General features: G+C 39.7%; 15 protein-coding genes. 12 read left to right on the top strand and 3 right to left on the bottom strand.

Features of this window, described 5'->3' with window-relative positions; all coding sequences use genetic code 11:
- Nucleotides 1–17 precede the first annotated feature (17 nt).
- The 5 genes from Q4575_RS06765 (at nt 18) to Q4575_RS06745 (ending at nt 5,989) form a co-directional block, all read left to right on the top strand.
- Complete coding sequence (locus tag Q4575_RS06765; protein ID WP_303521806.1) at nt 18–1,622, top strand: hypothetical protein; 1,605 nt, start codon at nt 18–20, stop codon at nt 1,620–1,622.
- Between the two features lie 10 nt (nt 1,623–1,632).
- Nucleotides 1,633–3,315: a phosphoethanolamine transferase gene (locus Q4575_RS06760; RefSeq protein ID WP_303521804.1), complete on the top strand. Its 1,683-nt coding sequence runs from the start codon at nt 1,633–1,635 to the stop codon at nt 3,313–3,315.
- 3 nt (nt 3,316–3,318) lie between these two features.
- Complete coding sequence (locus Q4575_RS06755; protein ID WP_215964983.1) at nt 3,319–3,684, top strand: diacylglycerol kinase; 366 nt, start codon at nt 3,319–3,321, stop codon at nt 3,682–3,684.
- 13 nt (nt 3,685–3,697) lie between these two features.
- A complete protein-coding gene (locus Q4575_RS06750; protein WP_215964982.1) occupies nt 3,698–3,844 on the top strand; it encodes a hypothetical protein in 147 nt (48 codons plus the stop codon).
- 183 nt (nt 3,845–4,027) lie between these two features.
- Complete coding sequence (locus tag Q4575_RS06745; protein WP_303521802.1) at nt 4,028–5,989, top strand: LTA synthase family protein; 1,962 nt, start codon at nt 4,028–4,030, stop codon at nt 5,987–5,989.
- Between the two features lie 712 nt (nt 5,990–6,701).
- Here Q4575_RS06745 and Q4575_RS06740 read toward each other — a convergent pair.
- Nucleotides 6,702–7,892: an NAD(P)/FAD-dependent oxidoreductase gene (locus Q4575_RS06740; RefSeq protein WP_303521801.1), complete on the bottom strand. Its 1,191-nt coding sequence runs from the start codon at nt 7,890–7,892 to the stop codon at nt 6,702–6,704.
- A gap of 216 nt (nt 7,893–8,108) precedes the next feature.
- Between Q4575_RS06740 and Q4575_RS06735 the strand changes: the two genes are divergently transcribed.
- Nucleotides 8,109–8,897, top strand: a complete 789-nt coding sequence (locus Q4575_RS06735) for a YdiY family protein (RefSeq protein WP_215964959.1) — start codon at nt 8,109–8,111, stop codon at nt 8,895–8,897.
- Between the two features lie 148 nt (nt 8,898–9,045).
- Complete coding sequence (locus Q4575_RS06730; protein WP_215964958.1) at nt 9,046–9,801, top strand: YdiY family protein; 756 nt, start codon at nt 9,046–9,048, stop codon at nt 9,799–9,801.
- 141 nt (nt 9,802–9,942) lie between these two features.
- Here Q4575_RS06730 and Q4575_RS06725 read toward each other — a convergent pair whose 3' ends face one another.
- A complete protein-coding gene (locus Q4575_RS06725) occupies nt 9,943–10,845 on the bottom strand; it encodes a diacylglycerol kinase family protein (protein WP_303521800.1) in 903 nt (300 codons plus the stop codon).
- A gap of 243 nt (nt 10,846–11,088) precedes the next feature.
- On the opposite strand from Q4575_RS06725, the gene Q4575_RS06720 reads away from it, so the two are divergent.
- The 5 genes from Q4575_RS06720 (at nt 11,089) to Q4575_RS06700 (ending at nt 18,061) form a co-directional block, all read left to right on the top strand.
- The gene (locus tag Q4575_RS06720; protein ID WP_303521799.1) at nt 11,089–12,918 is read left to right on the top strand and encodes an assimilatory sulfite reductase (NADPH) flavoprotein subunit; all 1,830 of its coding nucleotides are present in this window, start codon (nt 11,089–11,091) and stop codon (nt 12,916–12,918) included.
- Between the two features lie 33 nt (nt 12,919–12,951).
- Entirely contained in the window at nt 12,952–14,679 is a 1,728-nt protein-coding gene (gene cysI / locus Q4575_RS06715) for an assimilatory sulfite reductase (NADPH) hemoprotein subunit (RefSeq protein ID WP_303521855.1), read from the top strand.
- Nucleotides 14,680–14,717: 38 nt separating this feature from the next.
- A complete protein-coding gene (locus Q4575_RS06710; RefSeq protein WP_215964955.1) occupies nt 14,718–15,491 on the top strand; it encodes a phosphoadenylyl-sulfate reductase in 774 nt (257 codons plus the stop codon).
- Entirely contained in the window at nt 15,491–16,951 is a 1,461-nt protein-coding gene (cysG, locus tag Q4575_RS06705; RefSeq protein WP_303521853.1) for a siroheme synthase CysG, read from the top strand. Before Q4575_RS06710 ends, cysG begins: the two co-directional genes overlap by 1 nt.
- 234 nt (nt 16,952–17,185) lie before the next feature.
- Entirely contained in the window at nt 17,186–18,061 is an 876-nt protein-coding gene (locus tag Q4575_RS06700; protein WP_303521798.1) for a hypothetical protein, read from the top strand.
- A gap of 12 nt (nt 18,062–18,073) precedes the next feature.
- On the opposite strand, the gene Q4575_RS06695 is transcribed toward Q4575_RS06700, so the two are convergent.
- Nucleotides 18,074–19,720, bottom strand: a complete 1,647-nt coding sequence (locus Q4575_RS06695) for a DUF342 domain-containing protein (RefSeq protein ID WP_303521797.1) — start codon at nt 19,718–19,720, stop codon at nt 18,074–18,076.
- Nucleotides 19,721–19,784 lie beyond the last annotated feature (64 nt).

Below are 19,784 nucleotides of genomic sequence, written 5' to 3'. Positions count from 1 at the left end.
TTGAACGAGGTGACTTTATGTATAGAATTATTACTTCCACCGTATTAGTCAGCACATTACTAAATATTAGCTTTACATCTAAAGCTTCCGACCAAAAGCAAGTCTGTAACCAAACAAAAAATCTTGAACTGACCACTAACGATATTTTTGACCTAGAAGATCCTGACACTATTTTCCTCCATCGATGGGGGAATTTTCTACACATAAAAACCAAAAGTACAACCCTAATAAATGAAGCCGCATTTTTCATAAAAAAATGTGAAATTGATGAGCAAGACTTACAAGAGTTAGAGCGCCACCTTAGAAGCAAAAAGTATCTCAAAGATGCACGAGTTACCACTAACGAAAACTCATCCAAGATAAAGGTTGAAACGTGGGATAATTGGTCATTAATGCCTACGGTCGATTTTGGCAGAAAAGGCGGAAAAAATAAGTATGCCATTGGTATTAAAGATAGAAATTTTCTTGGCTTAGGCATTAATGCGGAAATTGAATCGTTTACCAATGATCAGCGCAGTGGATATAAATTTAAGTCAAGTTTCCCTCTGTTTTTAAACAACAACATCAATGCAAATATTCGCTTCACAAGCAATGATGACGGCACATCAGAAGCAATATCAATAGACAAAGACTTTGTAAGTTTCGACACAAATAATGCCTTTAATATTGGTTTCAATAATTTTAATCAAATTGATACTCAATACAAAAATGGTGAGGAATTTGACCGATACAACCATAAACAAAAGCTTTCTACCGCACGCTGGCAGTGGCTGTATAAAGATACGACTGCCAATACGCTAAGGTTTGGTATTGGCTATACCAGTGAAGAACATCAGTTTTCAAACGATGATATTACCCATTTAACCGCACCAGAATTCCTGCCTGAAAATAGAGAGTTTAACTACCCATTTCTAAGCGTTGAATTTTTACAAAAAGATTATAGAAAACTCACCAACGTCAATTTAATTAATCAGATTGAAGATTTTAACTTAGGTTGGCACCTAACAGGTAATGTTGGCTCCGATATCAGTGGGTCAAATACCTCACCAATACTCATCTGGCAGTCGAGTGTTTCCAAAGGCATAGATATTTTTGAGAACTCCTTTTGGTTTTTTACAGCTACTTTTGAAGGGGAAGCGTATAGCTTGTCAGGTAAAGAATCTAGAACTCTTCTAAATATTAGCAATGAGTACTTTCACAAATTCAATAACAATTGGGGCGGCTATTTTAAGAATGTAAGCCAAATTAGTCAGAACCAATTTAAAGACTCTCCCATCGTATTGGGCGGCGAAACTGGGTTGCGAGGCTACCCTCTTCAATATCAACATGGCGACCACAGTACGCTTTTCACTCTTGAAGCGAGGTATTACCCTCATATCAATATTTACAAACTTATAGAAGTAGGTGGTGCTGCGTTTATCGATGTAGGAAAGATTTTTAACCAGCAAGAAGCAACCTCAGAAAAAAACTCATGGATGAAATCAATAGGACTAGGTGCTCGATTTTATTCAACCCAAACGAGTGAGGCACGAGTCATTCATGTTGACGTTATTAAACCAATAAGCTCCGATGCCAATGTCAATGGCGTTGAGTTTCGCATAACAACTAAACATTCATTTTAAGGCCATAAAAGTGAACCGCGTTATTCCCTTTATCAAAAACCTCAAACTCACAACAAATCAACTAGTAATCTATACCTGCCTATATATTACTTTTATTGTGAATATCCCGTTTTTAACCAAAACGGTAACTGTCATTACAGCCTTAGATCAATATAACCTATTATTTTTAATTTCTGTGCCTTTTTTCTTATTGTCGTTATCAATCATAGTACAAAGCTTTTTCGCTTTTAGATGGATAACTAAGCCGCTCTTAATCTTAATAGTTTTATTATCATCAATACTATTCTATGCGACTCTTAATTACGGCATCGTTTTTGATTACGGCATGATTCAGAACACTGCTGAAATCGATACTGCTGAAGCGTTTTCATATTTCAATTTGTCTGCTATTTTCTTCTTTCTATTTTTTGGGGTTGTACCTTCTATACTCATCGCAAAAGTGCAGTTAACCTATAACTCATTTATAGGGGAATTGTTCACTCGTTTAAAACTACTCAGTGGTAGTATTGGTGTACTATTATTAATAGCGATAGTTTTCTATTCTAGCTATGCATCTGTCGGCAGAAATAACCGCGACCTTGTAGGCTATTTAACACCTTATGCTTTAATTGATTCAACAGCCAAATATATTAGGAAGAACTACTTATATCCTCCATTAAAATTTAGCCTATTAGACACCAAACCTGAAATTGTTAAGCCTACACAAAACAAACACGTAACTGTCATGGTATTAGGCGAGACAGCTCGCGCTCAAAACTTTTCGCTTAATGGTTATGATAAACCTACCAATCAGTATACCGACAAGTTGAATGTTGTTTCATTTGCAAACGTTAGTTCTTGTGGAACTGCAACAGCCGTTTCTGTTCCTTGTTTGTTTTCAAGATTAAATAAAGAAAACTATGACAAACGAATAGCAATTTCGCAGCAAAATGCTATTGATATTATTCATTTAGCAGGTGCGGACGTATTATGGATTAGTAACAATAACGGTAGCTGTAAAGATGTATGCAACCGGGTAAAAACACTAAAGATTGCAACTGAAAAGGCAAGTCCATTATGTGATGGAGAGTATTGTTTTGACGAAGCACTACTTCCCCCACTAAGACAGAAGCTGACTTCGTTAACACATGAAAACACGTTAATTGTGCTTCACATGATTGGCTCTCACGGTCCAACGTATTACAAAAGATATCCAGAAAAAAAACGTATTTTCACACCTGACTGCCAACGTAGCGATATTCAAAATTGTACGCTAGATGAGTTGGTGAATACTTACGATAATACAATAGCGTATACTGATTACGTGCTATCTAAAGTTATAGGTGAATTGAGTTCCTTAAGTGAACTAAATGATGTTGAAACCTCTATGCTTTATATCTCAGATCATGGAGAGTCATTGGGTGAAAGTGGCGTTTTCCTGCATGGCTTACCTTATGCTTTTGCTCCAAGAGAACAAACCCACGTACCTTTTATCTATTGGGCCGATTCATTACACTTGAAAGGTAAAGCAGATTGTTTAAAAGAAGCAAGAAATGTCGACCTTTCCCACGACAATATATTTGATATTTTACTCAATGAAATGTCGGTAAAGTCCGGCACCTACAAAGAACAAAACAATCCATTAAACCAATGTAAGCTATCGAGTTTAATAGCTCAATCAGCATACCAATCTACTTCTATTGGAGCCAAATAAGTCATGTTTGATAATAAAAATAAACCGAAAGGTTTAAAAAGAGTTTACTTAGCAACCTTAAACTCGTTAAGAGCTTTTAACTGGTTAGTAAAAAACGAAGCTGCGTTTAGACAAGAACTTGTACTCTTAATCGTAGTTATCCCAATTACCTTTTTATTTGATATTACAAATAAAGAGCAACTGATATTAATTATAGTGACTTTGTTCATCCTTTTTACAGAAGTACTCAATACTGCGATTGAATCTGTTGTTGATAGAGTAGGGTTAGAAATTCACCCTTTATCAGGCTTAGCTAAAGATTTAGGCTCTGCGGCAGTTTTTATAAGCCTAGTTATCGCAGTATGTACTTGGGCTGCGGTTTTGATTTAATAACGAGAAGAATATGAACCAAAACTTAAAAGATATAGTGGTTAAAGTACTTCAAGTTACCCTAGGTTTTTGGGTTATTAAAGTGCTTGCCACCACATTAGGCGAAACAGGTGGATTAGAATTGAGTAGGTACACTGCAAACTTAGGCATTACTGTTTGATATAATAGTTTTAGTTGTACCTCTACGGCCAGCCTTAACACAACGTTGAGAATTAATTTTCATTAATTCATAGAAAATTTCAGTAGAAATCTACTTACCTAGTTAAATATCAGTTTAAATTAAGCAAATTTTAAGCTTCATAAAATAAGGTAAACATCGTTTTATTAAGAGAGTTTTTCAACGATGTTTGCTCCTGTCTATAGTGTTTTAAGACCATTTGTTATTTTTTCTGCTGCATTGCTTATATTTCTTACGGCAACAAGATTTGGTTTAGCTATGTGGCAAGTTCAACGATTTGATACGGCTTCTAGCCTTATTCAGCTCTTCGTAAATGGTCTACGTATTGACTTAAGTCTGCTCGGCTACCTATGTGCATTACCAGCTTTACTTCACCCTTGGCTAGTAGCGACTAAATTCAGATTAATCTGGTTAAACTGTTTGAAAATTTGGTTTTTCATTGCCGCTTTTGCTGTCTTATTTTTTGAATTAGCAACACCTGCTTTCATAATCGAATACGGTTTTAGACCTAATCGTTTATTTATTGAGTATCTAGCTTATCCTGATGAAGTAACAAAAATGCTAGTTAATGGTCATTCACTGACGTTAATCGTAGTTTTTACCGCCTTAATTGTTGCTAGTAAATTTATATGGAAGTACTTAGGGAAATTCCTACCAGCAGGTACAAATACCAATTTAAAAATCTCTATCGTTTCGTTCTTTACGCTTTTTATCGTTTTGTTTTTGTGTGCAAGAGGTACTGTTGGTCATCGCCCAATTAATCCTGCATTGGTCTATTTTTCAACAGACCCATTAATAAACTCACTGACCTTAAACTCAACCTACAGCGTTGCCTATGCACTTAATCAGTTTGGCGATGAAAAAAATGCTGCCAAGCTTTACGGCAAAATGAGTGATGAGCGAATTATCGAATTGGTTAGACACCAAACGCAACAACCTAAAAGTAGCTTTAATAATAGCGAGTATCCAACTCTAACTAAACGTTCACCTTCTTACCAAGGCAAACCCAAAAATCTTGTGATCATTTTAGAAGAAAGTTTAGGCGCACAATATGTTTCATCATTAGGCGGAATACCAATAACGCCTGAAATAGACAAACTCAATGCACAAGGATGGGCGTTTAATCGATTATATGCCACAGGTACACGCTCAGTTCGCGGTATCGAAGCGGTCATCACTGGGTTTACTCCGACCCCATCAAGAGCGGTAGTCAAACTAGATAAGTCTCAAAAAGACTTCTTTACCATTGCATCATTATTAAAACGTAATGGCTATGAAACCCAATTCATTTACGGTGGCGAAAGTCATTTTGACAATATGAAAAGCTTTTTTCTGGGGAATGGGTTTACTGACATCGTTGATTTTGATGATATTGAAAACCCTCAATTTATCGCATCTTGGGGAGCTAGTGATGAAGATTTATTTAGTCAAGCTGATATAGAGTTAACTAAATTACACAAATCTAATAAACCTTTTTTTAGTTTTGTGTTTACCTCTAGTAATCACGACCCTTTTGAAATCCCAGAGGGTGTCATAAGCCCTATAGAATATACCAAAGAACAATTACAACGATATGATTCTAAAGAATTACTTCGCCATAAAGCAATTCAATATGCTGACTATGCTCTTGGAAAATTTATAGCCAAAGCTAAAACACAACCATATTGGGAAGATACCGTATTCCTTGTTGTCGCTGATCATGATGCTAGAGCAACAGGCAGTGACTTAGTGCCAATCAATAACTTTCATATACCCGGTGTCATTTTAAATTCAGGAAACAGCCCTCAGTCAGATGAGCGAATTGTCAGTCAAATTGACTTAGCACCAACATTGTTATCGTTAATGGGCGTAGAAAATCATTCACCTATGTTAGGGCAAGATCTTACCGAACCAAACTCATCAGGCAGAGCAATGATGCAATACGCAGAAAATTTTGCATATATGATCGATGATGAAGTAACCATATTACAACCAAGTAAACCTGCTTTAAATTTTGAATATAATATTAATGAAAATCAATTAAACCCAAAAGCAGAAAACGTTTATTTATCTGAAGTAGCTTTAGCTCATGTTCTATGGGGCAGTTTAGCGTATAAAAATGGCTGGTATTTTTCTTTGTATGACTAAAAATACAACCTATTCATTTTAGTGAGCTCTAGTTATTAAGTCCTACATTAATCAATCACAGAACTTTAAATACTGTGATTGATTACGAGCCTATTGCCTATACAGCCAACACAATTAATAGATAAGTTATTGCTTGAGCTAAAGCATCTATTTAGATCTCGCTTTGTTCACATTCAGGCTGAACTTTTGTACTGAACCTTATGTTTTAGAGTACTCATACTTTGTAATAAGTGCACGTAAACCCTATGGCGTAATGTGCCCGAAAGCATCAAAGAATCACAAAAATTTAATACCTAAAATCATCTTAATTGAATGTCCACTTCTTTTAGGTAACTTCTTTATCTAACGCTGGGAGAGTTGTATCGATTCAAATATCGTGAGAAATAACAAGGCTTATGTCCGCTACCGTATAATTGTTGCCTTAATCGTTAAGTGTCTCAAGGCTTGTTATTGGCACAAAGCACGCATTCGTTCTAACTCACAAGTGTCCAGAAATGAGTTTGAACGACCGTCCGCTTTTCGCTCAAAACTGCCTGTCGTCGGTTAATCAAAGTGTTATAGCAGATGTGAACCACGACACTTTAGGACGAATAAATTTTGAGCGGTAAGTGCAGCGCAGTATTAATGCGCACGATTCATTTTGTAACCTATTTGTCTATAATTGTCGCACTGCGATTATAATTATCTCAAGCTATAATGTTCGTATACTAACTTAACAATCTTGCCCGCACGCCCATCCACAGGCCCAGGCCCACTGGAAGTTATAGCCGCCTAACCAACCCGTTACATCTGTAACCTCGCCAATAAAATACAAGCCTTTTACTGATTTACATTCCATCGTTTTTGACGACAGTTGGTTGGTGTCTACGCCGCCTAAAGTGACTTCGGCGGTTCGGTAACCTTCAGTGCCGTTTGGTTTTACTTGCCACTGATGAATGGTGGCGATGGTGTTGTCTAAGTCTTTATGCTGGAGCTGCTTTATTGGCTTGTCAACGAGTTGTTTTGACTCGATTAATGCTTCGATAAACCGTTTTGGTAACCACTGCGCTAACGTATTTTTTAGGCTTTGATTTGACGACTGTTGTTTTAAATTATCCAGTTCTTGTTTTAAGTCGATATGAGGCAGCAAATCGATTGAAACCGCTTCGCCTGGTAACCAATAATTGGAGATTTGTAAAATCGATGGACCAGACAAACCTCGGTGGGTAAATAACATGTCGGCGGGGAACGAAGTGCCGTCTTTTGATTCCACTCGAATCGGGAGCGATACGCCAGATAAATCAGCATAAATCGCTTTGTCATGGTCATGCAGGGTAAATGGCACAAGGCCAGCGCGTGTTGGCAATACCGTTAACCCAAACTGCTCAGCCACTTTATAACCAAATGGTGTAGCCCCCAATTTAGGCATAGACAGCCCGCCTGTTGCGATAACAACAGACTCACATTGATAGTTAAGGCCAGATGTTTGCACCTCAAAACCTGAGTCGGTTTTTGTTACGTTTGTAATTTCGGTTCTAAGCTGAACTTTAACGCCGGCTTCGTTGCATTCGCCCATTAATAGTCGCACGATATCTTTGGCACTGTCGTCACAAAAAAGCTGACCAAAGTCGCGTTCGTGGTAAGCAATCTCATATTTGGCAATCAGACTTAAAAAGTCCCACTGGGTATAACGAGACAACGCCGATTTAACAAAGTGCTCATTGCTGCATAAATAGTTGCTAGGCTCGACATCCATATTAGTAAAATTACAGCGGCCGCCGCCAGAAATTAATATCTTTTTCCCGGCTTGCTTTGCGTGATCAAGCAATAATACACGACGTCCCCGATAACCCGCTTGTGCTGCACACATCAATCCGGCTGCACCCGCTCCGATAACGATTACGTCAAACTGCTGACCTGCCATAACTTACTCCAAAATTTTAAAGGCGCATTTTCCAATAAGCAGATCATTAAAACAACTGAATTCCTTATTCCGCCGAAATTTCGTTCAATAACAAAAATAAATAGCCCATTATTAAAAATATTTAGTGTTAATACTCGATTTGCTCTCGAAAAGTGGTGATTAATTAGTATACAATACGCGGCTTGTTAACAATTTAATATTTGCGTAGGAAAGTTCGTGACCTATAGAGTCTTTTTATTTTTTATTTTAGTTTTTTTGCCAATTGGAGCCGAAGCTCGCATGATGATGCTCGCATCACCTGGCAACTATAAACTTGAACCTATGTTCAAAGATAAAGAATGGGATATGTCGGCCGAACTTGGTGTCCTCCTCACATCTGGTAATACAAATTCAACGTCGTTTTTAAGTAAAATAACCGCTTCACACGAGATATTAAAATGGCGGTTCAAGTACGATTTAAATGCCTTATTAAAACAAGACGAAAAGTTTGATTCAGAAAAAAATAGAGAAGTACTAACGACTACTGCTGAAAAGTATTCATTTGATGCTCAAGGAAACTATGAGCTAACGCGAACCAATGGTGTCTTTGCATTGATTTCACACACCGACGATCGATTTGCTTCTTTTACTAAATACTCGATGATAGTTGCGGGTTATGCTTTCCGCGGCATCAACAAATCAAACATGTTTCTAGATCTAAACTTAGGTCCTGGATACGCAAGAGGCGTATTGAAAGCTGACGGGGCTGTTGAAGAAGGTCCTGTTGTACGCGCTTCAGCGGCCTATTCTTGGGTAATATCTAAAAGCGCTAAATTTGTTCAAAATGTAAGTGTGCAAACAGCTGGCTTTAATAACAGAAGCATCTCAGAAACATCAATCGTCACTAAAATTAGTGACTCAATGCAGATGAAAGTTGGTTTTCGAGCGATTCATAACAGTGAAGTGGCCACTAATCTAAAAAATTTAGATACTCAAACGTCTGTCACTCTAGTTGTTAACATTTAAAAAGACCCATTTGTCATGAATATGTAATTTATTCGATTTTATCGCGTGATAAATTGGACATATTCGAAAAGTCTTCTACTTTAATTAACAAATTCAAAATTTATATTTTATTAGTAACCACAAAAAACTTAACACGGAAATTTTATACATGAATAATTACTTGGTACTTGGCGCTGTTGCATCAGCATTGTTTTCAAATATTGCAACTGCTGCTGAGCCAGCAAAAACATCTAACTTTGACATAACTGCAGAGCTTGGTGTTCTATTAACATCTGGTAATACTGATACATCTTCATTCTTCACTAAGATTGTTGCTAAGCAACAACTAGAAAAGTGGACAAACAAATATACTTTCGACATGTTGAAAAAAGAAGCTGAAATCAAAGATTCTGACGGCAACAAAATGACTCAGGAAACTGACGACCGTTGGAATGCTTCTGCAAAAGGTAGCTACAAAGTTAGCGGTAAATCTTCAGCGTTTGTTTTAGGTAGTTATGCTGACACTCAATACGGTGCTTATGCTACATACGCAACTGTATCTGGTGGTTATAGCTTCCGTGCTCTTGAAAAAGAAAACCTATTTTTAGACTTAGATGTTGGTGCCGGTTTTGTTGACGCTAAAGTACAAGGTACTGACGACAGCGATGACAGTGAATTATACCGTGGTTCTGCCGCTCTAGAGTGGAAAATTAACGACATGACTAAGTTTGTTCAAAACGTAAGTATTGAGCACGCTCCTGGTTTAGACAATACTCAAACAATTACTGAAACGGGTGTTTCTGCATCTTTCAGTTCTTCTATGCAAATGAAATTTGGCTTTAAAACAATTTCAAATACCAATGTTGCTGAAGGCTTTGAAAAAACAGACACTGAAACAAGTGTTACTGTTGTTGTAAACTTCTAATATATCGTTGGTTTTTGGCCAACTAAATATTAGATATCAACCAATACGAAATAAGGGTGCTTTTGCGCCCTTTTTTGTGCCCGTCTTTTAATGAACATCACTTTGTTTTTATAGTGTCCCGCTAGCGTCATACCAATGGTATTACTGCTTTAAACGTAGCACTTGTTTTGAAACACCAATTTTACAGGGGCTTTGCCCTAGATACTCTCCGTCTGCTTCAATATCTAAGCCTGTTGTTTCAACCACAAGAGGTTGTGACATCGACTTAATTTCAACATGATCCGACCCAGAGTGTTTTGCAAACAGCAACTTTACTAATAAAGCTAACTTGGTCCATAAGTCTTGTTTTGCCAACTTGACCATTTGCACACTATTGTCCTCGGGGTTGGCCTTAGGCGCGATTGGTAAACCGCTTCCAAAAAAGCGACTGTTAGCAAAGGCCGTCATAAAGTTAAAATAGGTTTCCGTTTTATTGTCATACGAAATGGTACATTCGGGTTCCCGGTAAAGCGGGATATACCACAAAGCCGCGATAAGATAACTTAAACTCGGAACTGTCCCTTTGTTGTGTCTTAACGCCTTGGCGATAGCGGCGTCAAAACCAATACCTAATACATTATGGTAATACACCAACTCCGCTGTTTTAGAGCCTAGAAATTCACAATAGCCAAGGTGGATGGTTTTGTTTTCCTCGCCGGTGACGACGTTCAAAAGGTAATCAAGATTATTTCGGTTTTTCCCGTACCAGGCTCGGGCAAAGTCATTCCCCGTGCCGGCTGGCATTAACGCCACATTAAAGTTGTAATCAATCAGTACATTAATCATTAAGTTAAATGTACCGTCACCCCCCACAACAATAACATCGGTGTATTCGGTGTGGTGCTTAGCAAAAAATATTCTATTGGCACTAACGGTTGGCGCCGTTGGATAAAGCGTATAGTCAAACTGCATTTGACCAAGCTTCGCTACAAGTTTATTTAACCGGCGCGTTCGACGACGATTTGGTAGGGGATTAAAAACCACCAAATATTTTCTTGCTGTCATTCATTCTCTCGGGTACTTTAGGCCGTCAGTTGGCACTTTTGTTACAGCCTATCAGGTTAAACAAAAAAAGATCTATGTCATAGTAAAAAGTAATATCATCACCTAGTCTGACCACATCCAGTAAAAACAGCCACTTGCGGACCTTTATATCAAAAAGTAATAAACAGTATACTATTGATACTTTATCGTAGTAGTGATCCTTTTCTACAATCCCCCTCTGTAATCCATAAATCCGAGATCGTTATGAGTCCAACACAACTTGTACAACAATTGAATCAAGCTTCGTCGCCATTGTCGGCGCAGCAAGTGGCAGACCTGCAAACTTTGGTCAGCGCTTTAAACCCAATCCAACAGGCATGGGTAAGCGGCTATTTAGCAGCTACGGCCAATGCAGCTATGCCAGCGGCACAACCTGCGGGCGTTGCTACACAAACCAACGAAGCCTCAGTGCTAACTATTTTATATGGTTCGCAAACAGGTAACGCTAAAGGTGTTGCTAATCAATTGAAAGAACAAGCTGAATCTCGTGGTTTAGCAGTTAAATTGGTAAACATGGCTGACTACAAGCCTAACCAACTTAAAAAAGAAAAATATATCGCGATTGCTGTTTCTACCTACGGTGAAGGTGAACCACCTGAAGACGCAGAAGCATTACACGAATTCTTAGCGTCTAAAAAAGCGCCTAAATTAGCTGGCGTGAAAGTCGCGGTTATCGGCTTAGGCGATTCAAGCTATGAATTTTTCTGCAAAACAGCCATCGACTTTGAAGAACGCTTTAAAGCATTAGGTGCTGAAACGGTTGTTACTCGTGCCGAGTTAGACGTTGATTATGAAGACCAAGTACCAGCCTGGATTACTGGTGCCGTGGACGCATTTGAACCTGAACTCAAAGCAAGCTCACAAGGTAGCGCACAAGTGATACCAATGGCTGGATTTGGTGCGCCTGCACCTCAAGCGAGCCAGTACACAAAACAAAACCCATTTGCCGCTGAATTATCAGTTTCACAAAAAATTACCGGCCGTGACTCTACAAAAGATGTTCGCCACGTTGAAATCTCGCTTGAAGAGTCAGGATTAACGTATCAGCCTGGTGACGCACTAGGCATGTTCTTCTTAAACGACGAGACGCTTGTAGATGCACTGTTAACTCAAGTTGAATTAACAGGCGAAGAGCAAGTTAAGTTAGGCGAAGAGTCACTCACTGTGCGCCAAGCACTAATTGAAAAGTTAGAATTAACGCAATCTTACCCAGGATTTGTCGACAAGTATGCCCATGCAACAAATAATGCAGAGCTACTAAAGCTTGTTGAAGACAAAGCCGCATTGCGTGAATACATCGAAGCACGTCAAATATTTGATGTTGTCGCTCAAAACCCAGCTAAATTAGACGCTCAAACGTTAGTTGATTGTGCCCGTAAGTTACAAGCACGTTTATACTCAATCGCGTCAAGCCAAGCTGAAGTTGAAGATGAAGTTCATTTAACGGTTGGACTTGTCGAATTCGACGCGTTTGACAGCGAACATTTAGGCGGTTGTTCTGGTTATTTAGCACGTCGTGCTGAAGAAGGTGCATCGATAAAAGTCTTTATCGAGCACAACAACAATTTCCGCTTACCAAGTGACGACAATACTCCAGTGATCATGGTTGGTCCAGGTACGGGTATTGCGCCATTTAGAGCATTTTTACAAGAACGTGATGCACGTGACGCCGAAGGTGAAAACTGGTTGTTCTTTGGCAACCCTAACTTTACCCAAGACTTCTTGTATCAAGTTGAAATCCAAGGCTACGTTAAATCTGGCCTATTATCTAAAGTCGACCTAGCGTTTAGCCGTGACCAAGCCGAAAAAATCTATGTTCAAGACAGATTACGCGAGCAAGGCAAAGACGTATTTGCATGGTTAGAAAAAGGCGCGCATTTTTATATTTGTGGTGACGCAAACCGTATGGCAAAAGACGTACATCAAACCCTCCTTGATATTGTTAAAACTCATGGCGGTAAAGATGACGAACAAGCAGAGCTATACCTTAAAGAGTTGCGTAGCACCCATCGTTATCAAAAAGACGTGTATTAATAGTCGAACAGAATTTTAGGAATTAACGTGAGCATAGATTTAGAAAACAATGACATTAAGCCAAACAGCAAGCACGATGCCAATGCAAAGTTTGCTGATAACGAGCGCTTAAAGACACAGAGTAATTTTTTACGCGGCACAATTGAAGCCGATCTTACTGACCAACTCACTGGTGGATTCACTGCAGACAACTTCCAGTTGATCCGCTTCCACGGTATGTATCAGCAAGACGACCGCGATATTCGTGCAGAACGTTCTAAACAAAAATTAGAACCGTTACATAATGTAATGCTTCGTGCCCGTATGCCTGGCGGTATTATTCAACCAGCGCAATGGTTAGCCATCGACAAATTTGCAGATGACAAAACCATGTATGGCAGCATTCGCTTAACCACACGTCAAACGTTTCAGTTTCATGGGGTATTAAAGCCACATATCAGAGGCATGCACCAAATGTTAGACAGTGTTGGTATCGACTCGATAGCAACGGCTGGCGACGTTAACCGTAACGTGTTGTGCACAACTAATCCTGTTGAATCTGAGTTACATCAAGAAGCCTATGATTGGGCGACTAAAATTTCAGAGCATTTGTTACCAAAAACGAAAGCGTACGCTGAAATTTGGTTAGATGGCGAAAAACAAGCAACTACAGAAGAACCAATTTTAGGGTCAACTTACTTACCACGTAAGTTTAAAACCACAGTGACTATCCCACCAAACAACGAAGTGGATATTCACGCGAATGACTTAAACTTTGTTGCGATTGCAGAAGACGGCAAGTTAATTGGTTTTAACGTGCTTGTAGGCGGCGGTTTAGCAATGACTCACGGCGACGTAAACACCTATCCGCGTAAAGCAGATGACTTTGGGTATATTCCGGCTGAGCATACTTTGTTAATTGCAGAACATGTCGTAGGCGTTCAACGTGACTGGGGTAACCGAGCTAATCGTAAAAATGCCAAAACAAAATATACATTAGATAACTTTGGTGCAGACGCATTTAAAGCTGAAGTTGAAAAACGTGCTGGCATTAAGTTTGAAGCAAGCCGCCCTTACGAATTCACTCATCGTGGTGATCGTATCGGTTGGGTAGAGGGCATTGATGGCAAACACCATTTAACGCTATTTATCCAAAGTGGTCGTATTTTAGATTACCCAGAAAAAACCCTTAAAACAGGTTGTCGCAAAATTGCTGAAATTCACCAAGGTGATTTCCGCATGACAGCAAATCAAAACTTAATTATTGCCGGTGTCCCAGCTGATCAAAAAGCCATTATCGAGAAAATTGCTCGCGAACATGGACTTATTGACGACAACGATACTGAACAGCGCAAAAATTCTATGGCCTGCGTAGCAATGCCAACGTGTCCATTAGCCATGGCGGAAGCTGAGCGTTATTTACCAAGTTTAATAGAAAAAACTGAGGCGATATTAGCCAAGCACAACATTGCAGAAGACGACATCATCATGCGTGTTGTTGGTTGTCCAAACGGTTGTGGACGCGCTTTATTAGCAGAAATCGGTTTAGTTGGTAAAGGACCAGGTAAATACAATGTGTATTTAGGTGGTAACCGTGAAGGAACTCGTGTTCCTAAATTGTATTTAGAAAATGTTTCAGAAGACGTTTACTTGCCTGCTTTTGACGAACTCATCGGGTCGTGGGCAAAAGAACGTAATGACGGCGAATGTTTTGGTGACTTTGTTATCCGTAAAGGAATCGTCGCTGAAGTGAAAGTATCTAAAACAGACTTTCACGCCTAACAAATTTGGGCTCCTTTGAGCCCCATTGGGAAAAAATTATGACTAGTGCTACAGCTATCAATGAAAAAAATTCAGGACAAGGTTCTGAATTGATTACAGATCTTGCGCAAATTAATCGCGATCTGTCATCTTTAAATGCTGAAAAACGTGTTGAGTGGGCCTTAGAGAATTTGCCACAACAAGCGATGTTGTCGTCTAGCTTTGGGATCCAATCTGCGGTTATGCTGCACTTAGTAACCCAACAGATGCCAGATATTCCAGTTGTATTGACCGATACAGGTTATTTATTTCCTGAAACGTATCAGTTTATCGATCAACTTGCAGAACGTTTAAACCTTAACCTACAGATTTATCGGTCTGACCTTTCACCTGCATGGCAGGAAGCTCGATTTGGTAAATTGTGGGAAAAAGGTGCCAGCGGTATTAAGCAATACAACCAAATGAATAAAGTTGAGCCGATGCGCCGTGCGCTGCAAGAACTAAATGTAAATACATGGTTCAGTGGTATCCGTCAGGGGCAATCACAAAGTCGTGCGGAAAAACCAGTCGCAGAGTACAGTTTCATCCGTGGTGAAAGTCAGCCGGTTGTAAAACTTCACCCTATACTGGAATGGACAAATCGTGATATATATCAGTACTTACAAAAACACGACTTACCTTACCACCCGCTTTGGGAAGAAGGTTATGTCTCGGTAGGTGATATGCAAACAACACAAAAACTCGAAGCTGGCATGACCGAAGAAGAAACGCGTTTCTTTGGTCTTACACGCGAATGTGGTTTACACGAAGTAAGCGACGGCAGCGGCATTTAGTGCAAAGCTTACCGCTATTTTTTAATTTAGAAAACAAAGCCGTACTCGTTGTCGGTGGCGGTGATGTTGCGTTGCGTAAAGTGCAGTCGTTATTGCAGGCTGGGGCACAGGTAACTGTTGTCTCACCTGAATTTCATCACGCTTTAGAAGAAATAGCGGACTCAAAGCTCAATCGAGTCTTTAAAGAATATCAATCAACAGATGTTGAACAAAAACAACTGGTTATCGCCGCTACAGACCATTTAACATTAAACAAACGTGTTAAAGATGATTGTGACGCTGCGAACATTTGGGTCAATGTTGTCGACCAACCAGATCTCTGTGGTTTTACGTTTCCATCTATCATTGACCGCTCACCGCTTGTTATTGCCATTTCTACCAACGGCAAAGCGCCGGTTTTAGGCCGGTTATTAAAAGAAAAACTCGAGAAGATCATACCTCGCTGGACAGGCCAATTTGCCAAGCTCGCCGGCGAATTTCGAGCGCAAGCAAAACAGCAAATCAACGATTTTAAATCTCGTCGCCATTTTTGGGAACGTGTGTTCCGCGGTAAAGCATCACAATATGCCGCAGGCGAACAATGGGATTTAGCCACTAAAGAAATGCAAAACGAATTAAGTGCTGCGGCGTCAGGAACAAAATCAGCCAACAGTGACGGCCAAGTCTTTTTAGTCGGCGGTGGTCCAGGCGACCCAGATTTATTGACCATAAAAGCCTTACAAGTTATGCAATTGGCCGACGTTATCGTTTATGACTACCTTATTGCCGATGACATTTTGCGCCTATGCCGTAAAGATGCCGACATGATATCCGTAGGTAAAAAGGCCGGTAAACATACGTTACCGCAGGAAAAAATCAATCAATTACTTGTCGACTTGGCAAAAGAAGGAAAGGTTGTATGCAGGCTAAAAGGCGGCGACCCGTATATTTTTGGCAGAGGCGGCGAAGAGGCCCAACTCCTAGTAACGAATAATATCCCATTTAACGTTATCCCAGGCATTACCGCCGCGTCAGCATGTTCAGCCTCTACAGGCATTCCGTTAACACACCGAGATTACTCCCAGTCTGTGCAGTTTATTACGGGTCACTTTAAAAGTGCCGAGCAAAAAAACGAAGGTGATAAAGCGCCGGGCAAAGCCAATCAACCAAACTGGACAGCATTGGCAGCGTCGAATCAAACGTTAGTTATTTATATGGGCATCATTCGCAGCAGCAACGTTAAAGACAATTTACTCAAACATGGCCGTGCCGCTTCCACACCAGTGGCGATTATTGAAAACGGTACTCGTCCTAACCAAAGAGTCGTTACGGGCACACTAGCGCAGCTAGACACCTTAGCTGACGAACATAAAATTGGTTCGCCTGCACTTATCATAGTTGGTGAAGTTGTCGACCTACATCAAACGCTCCATGCGGCCAATCTCGACTCATCGTTTTATTTATCTGAACCAAAATTGTAGTTCAGCCGCCAGTCTCAAGCTTTATTTACTGCTTTTATTTGATGATGTTAATGCACGTTAAATGTTTGCAAACGTCTTTAAAACAAACCTAATGCCTTTGTATCGTTGCGCGGTCATGTACAATCATTGCTGGAATGGCGTTGCATGAAATGGTATTAATGTTGCCATAATTGGCGTCGCTTTTTAATTAACGCCTTTAAAACTCGTATTTCGTAGCTATATGGATAATACAAATTGAATAGCATCAAATTATTATTTTTCCTTGCCAGCATTATTTTCGCTTTTTCTTCGTCGGCCGAAGAACAATACCAACATGAAATTAATTTTGGACTTATCAATGTCGATACCTTTGAACTTTTTAGTACTGATTTCTCTGAATTTCCGGTATTTGGCGGGACATATCGTTATTACTTTGAAGGGTTAAGTGGCAATTTACCAAGCCATATTGAGTCTCATTTAGAACAAAAAAGCTGGGTGCAATACGACATAAATTTACTGTTTGGATTAGCACCTAGTTTAAGTGGCCAATATTATTTTGATAACGGCCTTAACCTAGAATATGACATTACTTATCTGCCAAATTTTTTGAGTCTTAACGAAGCCCGTAACTTCTCTGTGCTTTCAGACTTTGTTTTAAACAAAGCACTTAATAACCAATGGCAGCTAGGTGCCGGGTTTGTTGGCATATATAACAATGAAAGTTCTCATTCTTTTGGCTATGACAGAAACGATGTCGATCAGTTTTACATGCCAACATTCCAAGCAAGATATACCGATATTCAAGGCTCAACGGGTTGGGACATCAATAGTAGAATCGTCTTTTTTAGGGATTATTTATCCTGGTCTAACAAAGTGACTTATTTAGCCTCGAGCACTACAAGTTATAAGGTGACGGCCTCCCTCAGCCGTTTCCGAGATGATGAAAACTATGACTTTGATGATTTAGAGTTTGGAGAACTATATTTTCAAATAAGTGGTTCAAGGGAACATTGGTTTTCAAAACAGTCGTCTATCGACATTGGCATTGGTTTGCTTAACTTACTAAGCGAAGATCATGACGGCATTCCATGGTTACCCGTGTTTGAACTTAACGGCAAACACCGATTTTAAAGTTAACTGACGCTACCTCGGTTTTATTTCAATTTGATACTCGTCTAAGGTCACAATTGAAGGGCCACGTTCACGGTCGTTAATAATGGTCTTATCGCCTATTTCAAATGTCACCGCGGCATGTAACGTATTAGTTATCTCCACTGCCACTTGGCTCATGTATTCTTTGCGCTTCTTGGTGATCCGTTTACGCGCATTGTTTAATTTGTCTATTTTGTATTGTTGGTTAAGGATCTGCTCTTTAATCTCAGCCCGCTGCTGGTCGGTAAGAAACGACTGTAACCTATTTTTTAACGCATCTAACTCGTCTGACAATGGCTCAACTTTAGTCCAGATATCGAGCTCTTTTTGTTTAAACAAAACAAAGCTGCGGTTTAACGATACCGACGTTGCGGTGTCTGATGGCGAACCAAGTTTTCCAACCAACAAGCCCTTACTTAACTTAATCTTTCCACCGACAAGCTTGCCGTCGCCAAATTTACCTCGGCCAACTCGTAACGACGCGGCGGTTACATTACAATGCGAGAGCTGTTTATGAACATGCACATCACGCTTGGCAATAATGTCTATTTGATTTGCAAAGGCTACGTTAATTCGGTAGCCAGACTCCAATAAACAGTTACTCATTCGTCCGTCATAAGGTTCGTCTAGAGGCTTACCAGACGCACCAGAGATGATGGTTATTTCACCACGACAACGAATGGATGCTTGCTCTACAAAGCCACCGATAATGACATCGCCGGTTGCCACAATACGCATTTCAGGTGATACATCGCCAGCGATCATCACTGAGCCGTTAAATTTAATATGACCATGTTTAGGCGTTAATTCGGCTAGCGTATAAACGTCGTCGACTTCCATTCGATTTTCGATTAAACGCGCTAAACCTTCGCGTTTGGCCAACAGGATATTAGTGTCTTTCTTATCTATTGTCGTGCCGCTTGAAACTTCGAGTTCGGCGTCTTTCCCCGCTGTTGGAATTAAGACTTCACCAAGTAAATTTTTGCCCGGCGTACCGCCAGTTGCTGGGAATTTTTGGAATATTTTTTCACCCGGCTTAACCGTTTCAATGTCGCCTAAATCTTTTAGGTCGACCTTGCCGCCTTCAATTTCCATGGGCCGTCTGATCTTTTCAGTTAACAATTCCACTAGAGGTTTGAAATACGCATTTTTACCGTGTTTAGGCTCAAGTCCTAAAGCAATTGTCCCTTCGAGTAGGTCGCCTGGCTCAGCTTCAATAGTTTGATGCAACAATCTATCAACCAAAGACTTTTTAACACCAAATACAATACCGAGTTTTTTACATTCCGCTTTGATATCATTTATATCAATGTTTTTACCGCCCCAGGCCATTTCAATTGTGGCTTTAGCGGTCATTTTATTTGCAGATAAAAAGATTGATAATTTACCATCTCTAATCGCAGCAATTTGATGAACAAAGTCCCCTTCAGGCTCAAGTTCTTCTTTTACTGAAATTATAAACTCATTTCCAAGCTCAACAATGGATGGTAGTAATTCGTGAGATAAGCTGGCTTCGTAATATTGGCTGCGTTCAAATGCTGAAATAAGCAAGGCTTCAGTTAAAGGTGGCGTTTCTGCATTGCAAGCAACAATCAAATTGATATTGGTGTCTTCCTGCTCGAAATTAAAATCTTCCAAAGTACTACCTAATTAACCTATATGAACAAAAGTGACATTACACTTGCGATTAAAACATCTGTCG

It is taken from the genome of Psychrosphaera sp. 1_MG-2023, assembly GCF_030548245.1.
In the GTDB taxonomy this organism is placed as follows: domain Bacteria; phylum Pseudomonadota; class Gammaproteobacteria; order Enterobacterales; family Alteromonadaceae; genus Psychrosphaera; species Psychrosphaera algicola.
The sequence above is the reverse complement of the archived record's forward strand: the minus strand, read 5'-3'. Positions and strand labels throughout refer to the sequence as shown.

Coding starts and splice junctions, on each gene's coding strand:
- Q4575_RS06765 (WP_303521806.1), top strand. CDS start 18: ATGTATAGAATTATTACTTCCACCGTATTAGTCAGCACATTACTAAAT.
- Q4575_RS06755 (WP_215964983.1), top strand. CDS start 3,319: ATGTTTGATAATAAAAATAAACCGAAAGGTTTAAAAAGAGTTTACTTA.
- Q4575_RS06750 (WP_215964982.1), top strand. CDS start 3,698: ATGAACCAAAACTTAAAAGATATAGTGGTTAAAGTACTTCAAGTTACC.
- Q4575_RS06745 (WP_303521802.1), top strand. CDS start 4,028: ATGTTTGCTCCTGTCTATAGTGTTTTAAGACCATTTGTTATTTTTTCT.
- Q4575_RS06740 (WP_303521801.1), bottom strand. CDS start 7,892: ATGGCAGGTCAGCAGTTTGACGTAATCGTTATCGGAGCGGGTGCAGCC.
- Q4575_RS06730 (WP_215964958.1), top strand. CDS start 9,046: ATGAATAATTACTTGGTACTTGGCGCTGTTGCATCAGCATTGTTTTCA.
- Q4575_RS06725 (WP_303521800.1), bottom strand. CDS start 10,845: ATGACAGCAAGAAAATATTTGGTGGTTTTTAATCCCCTACCAAATCGT.
- Q4575_RS06720 (WP_303521799.1), top strand. CDS start 11,089: ATGAGTCCAACACAACTTGTACAACAATTGAATCAAGCTTCGTCGCCA.
- Q4575_RS06710 (WP_215964955.1), top strand. CDS start 14,718: ATGACTAGTGCTACAGCTATCAATGAAAAAAATTCAGGACAAGGTTCT.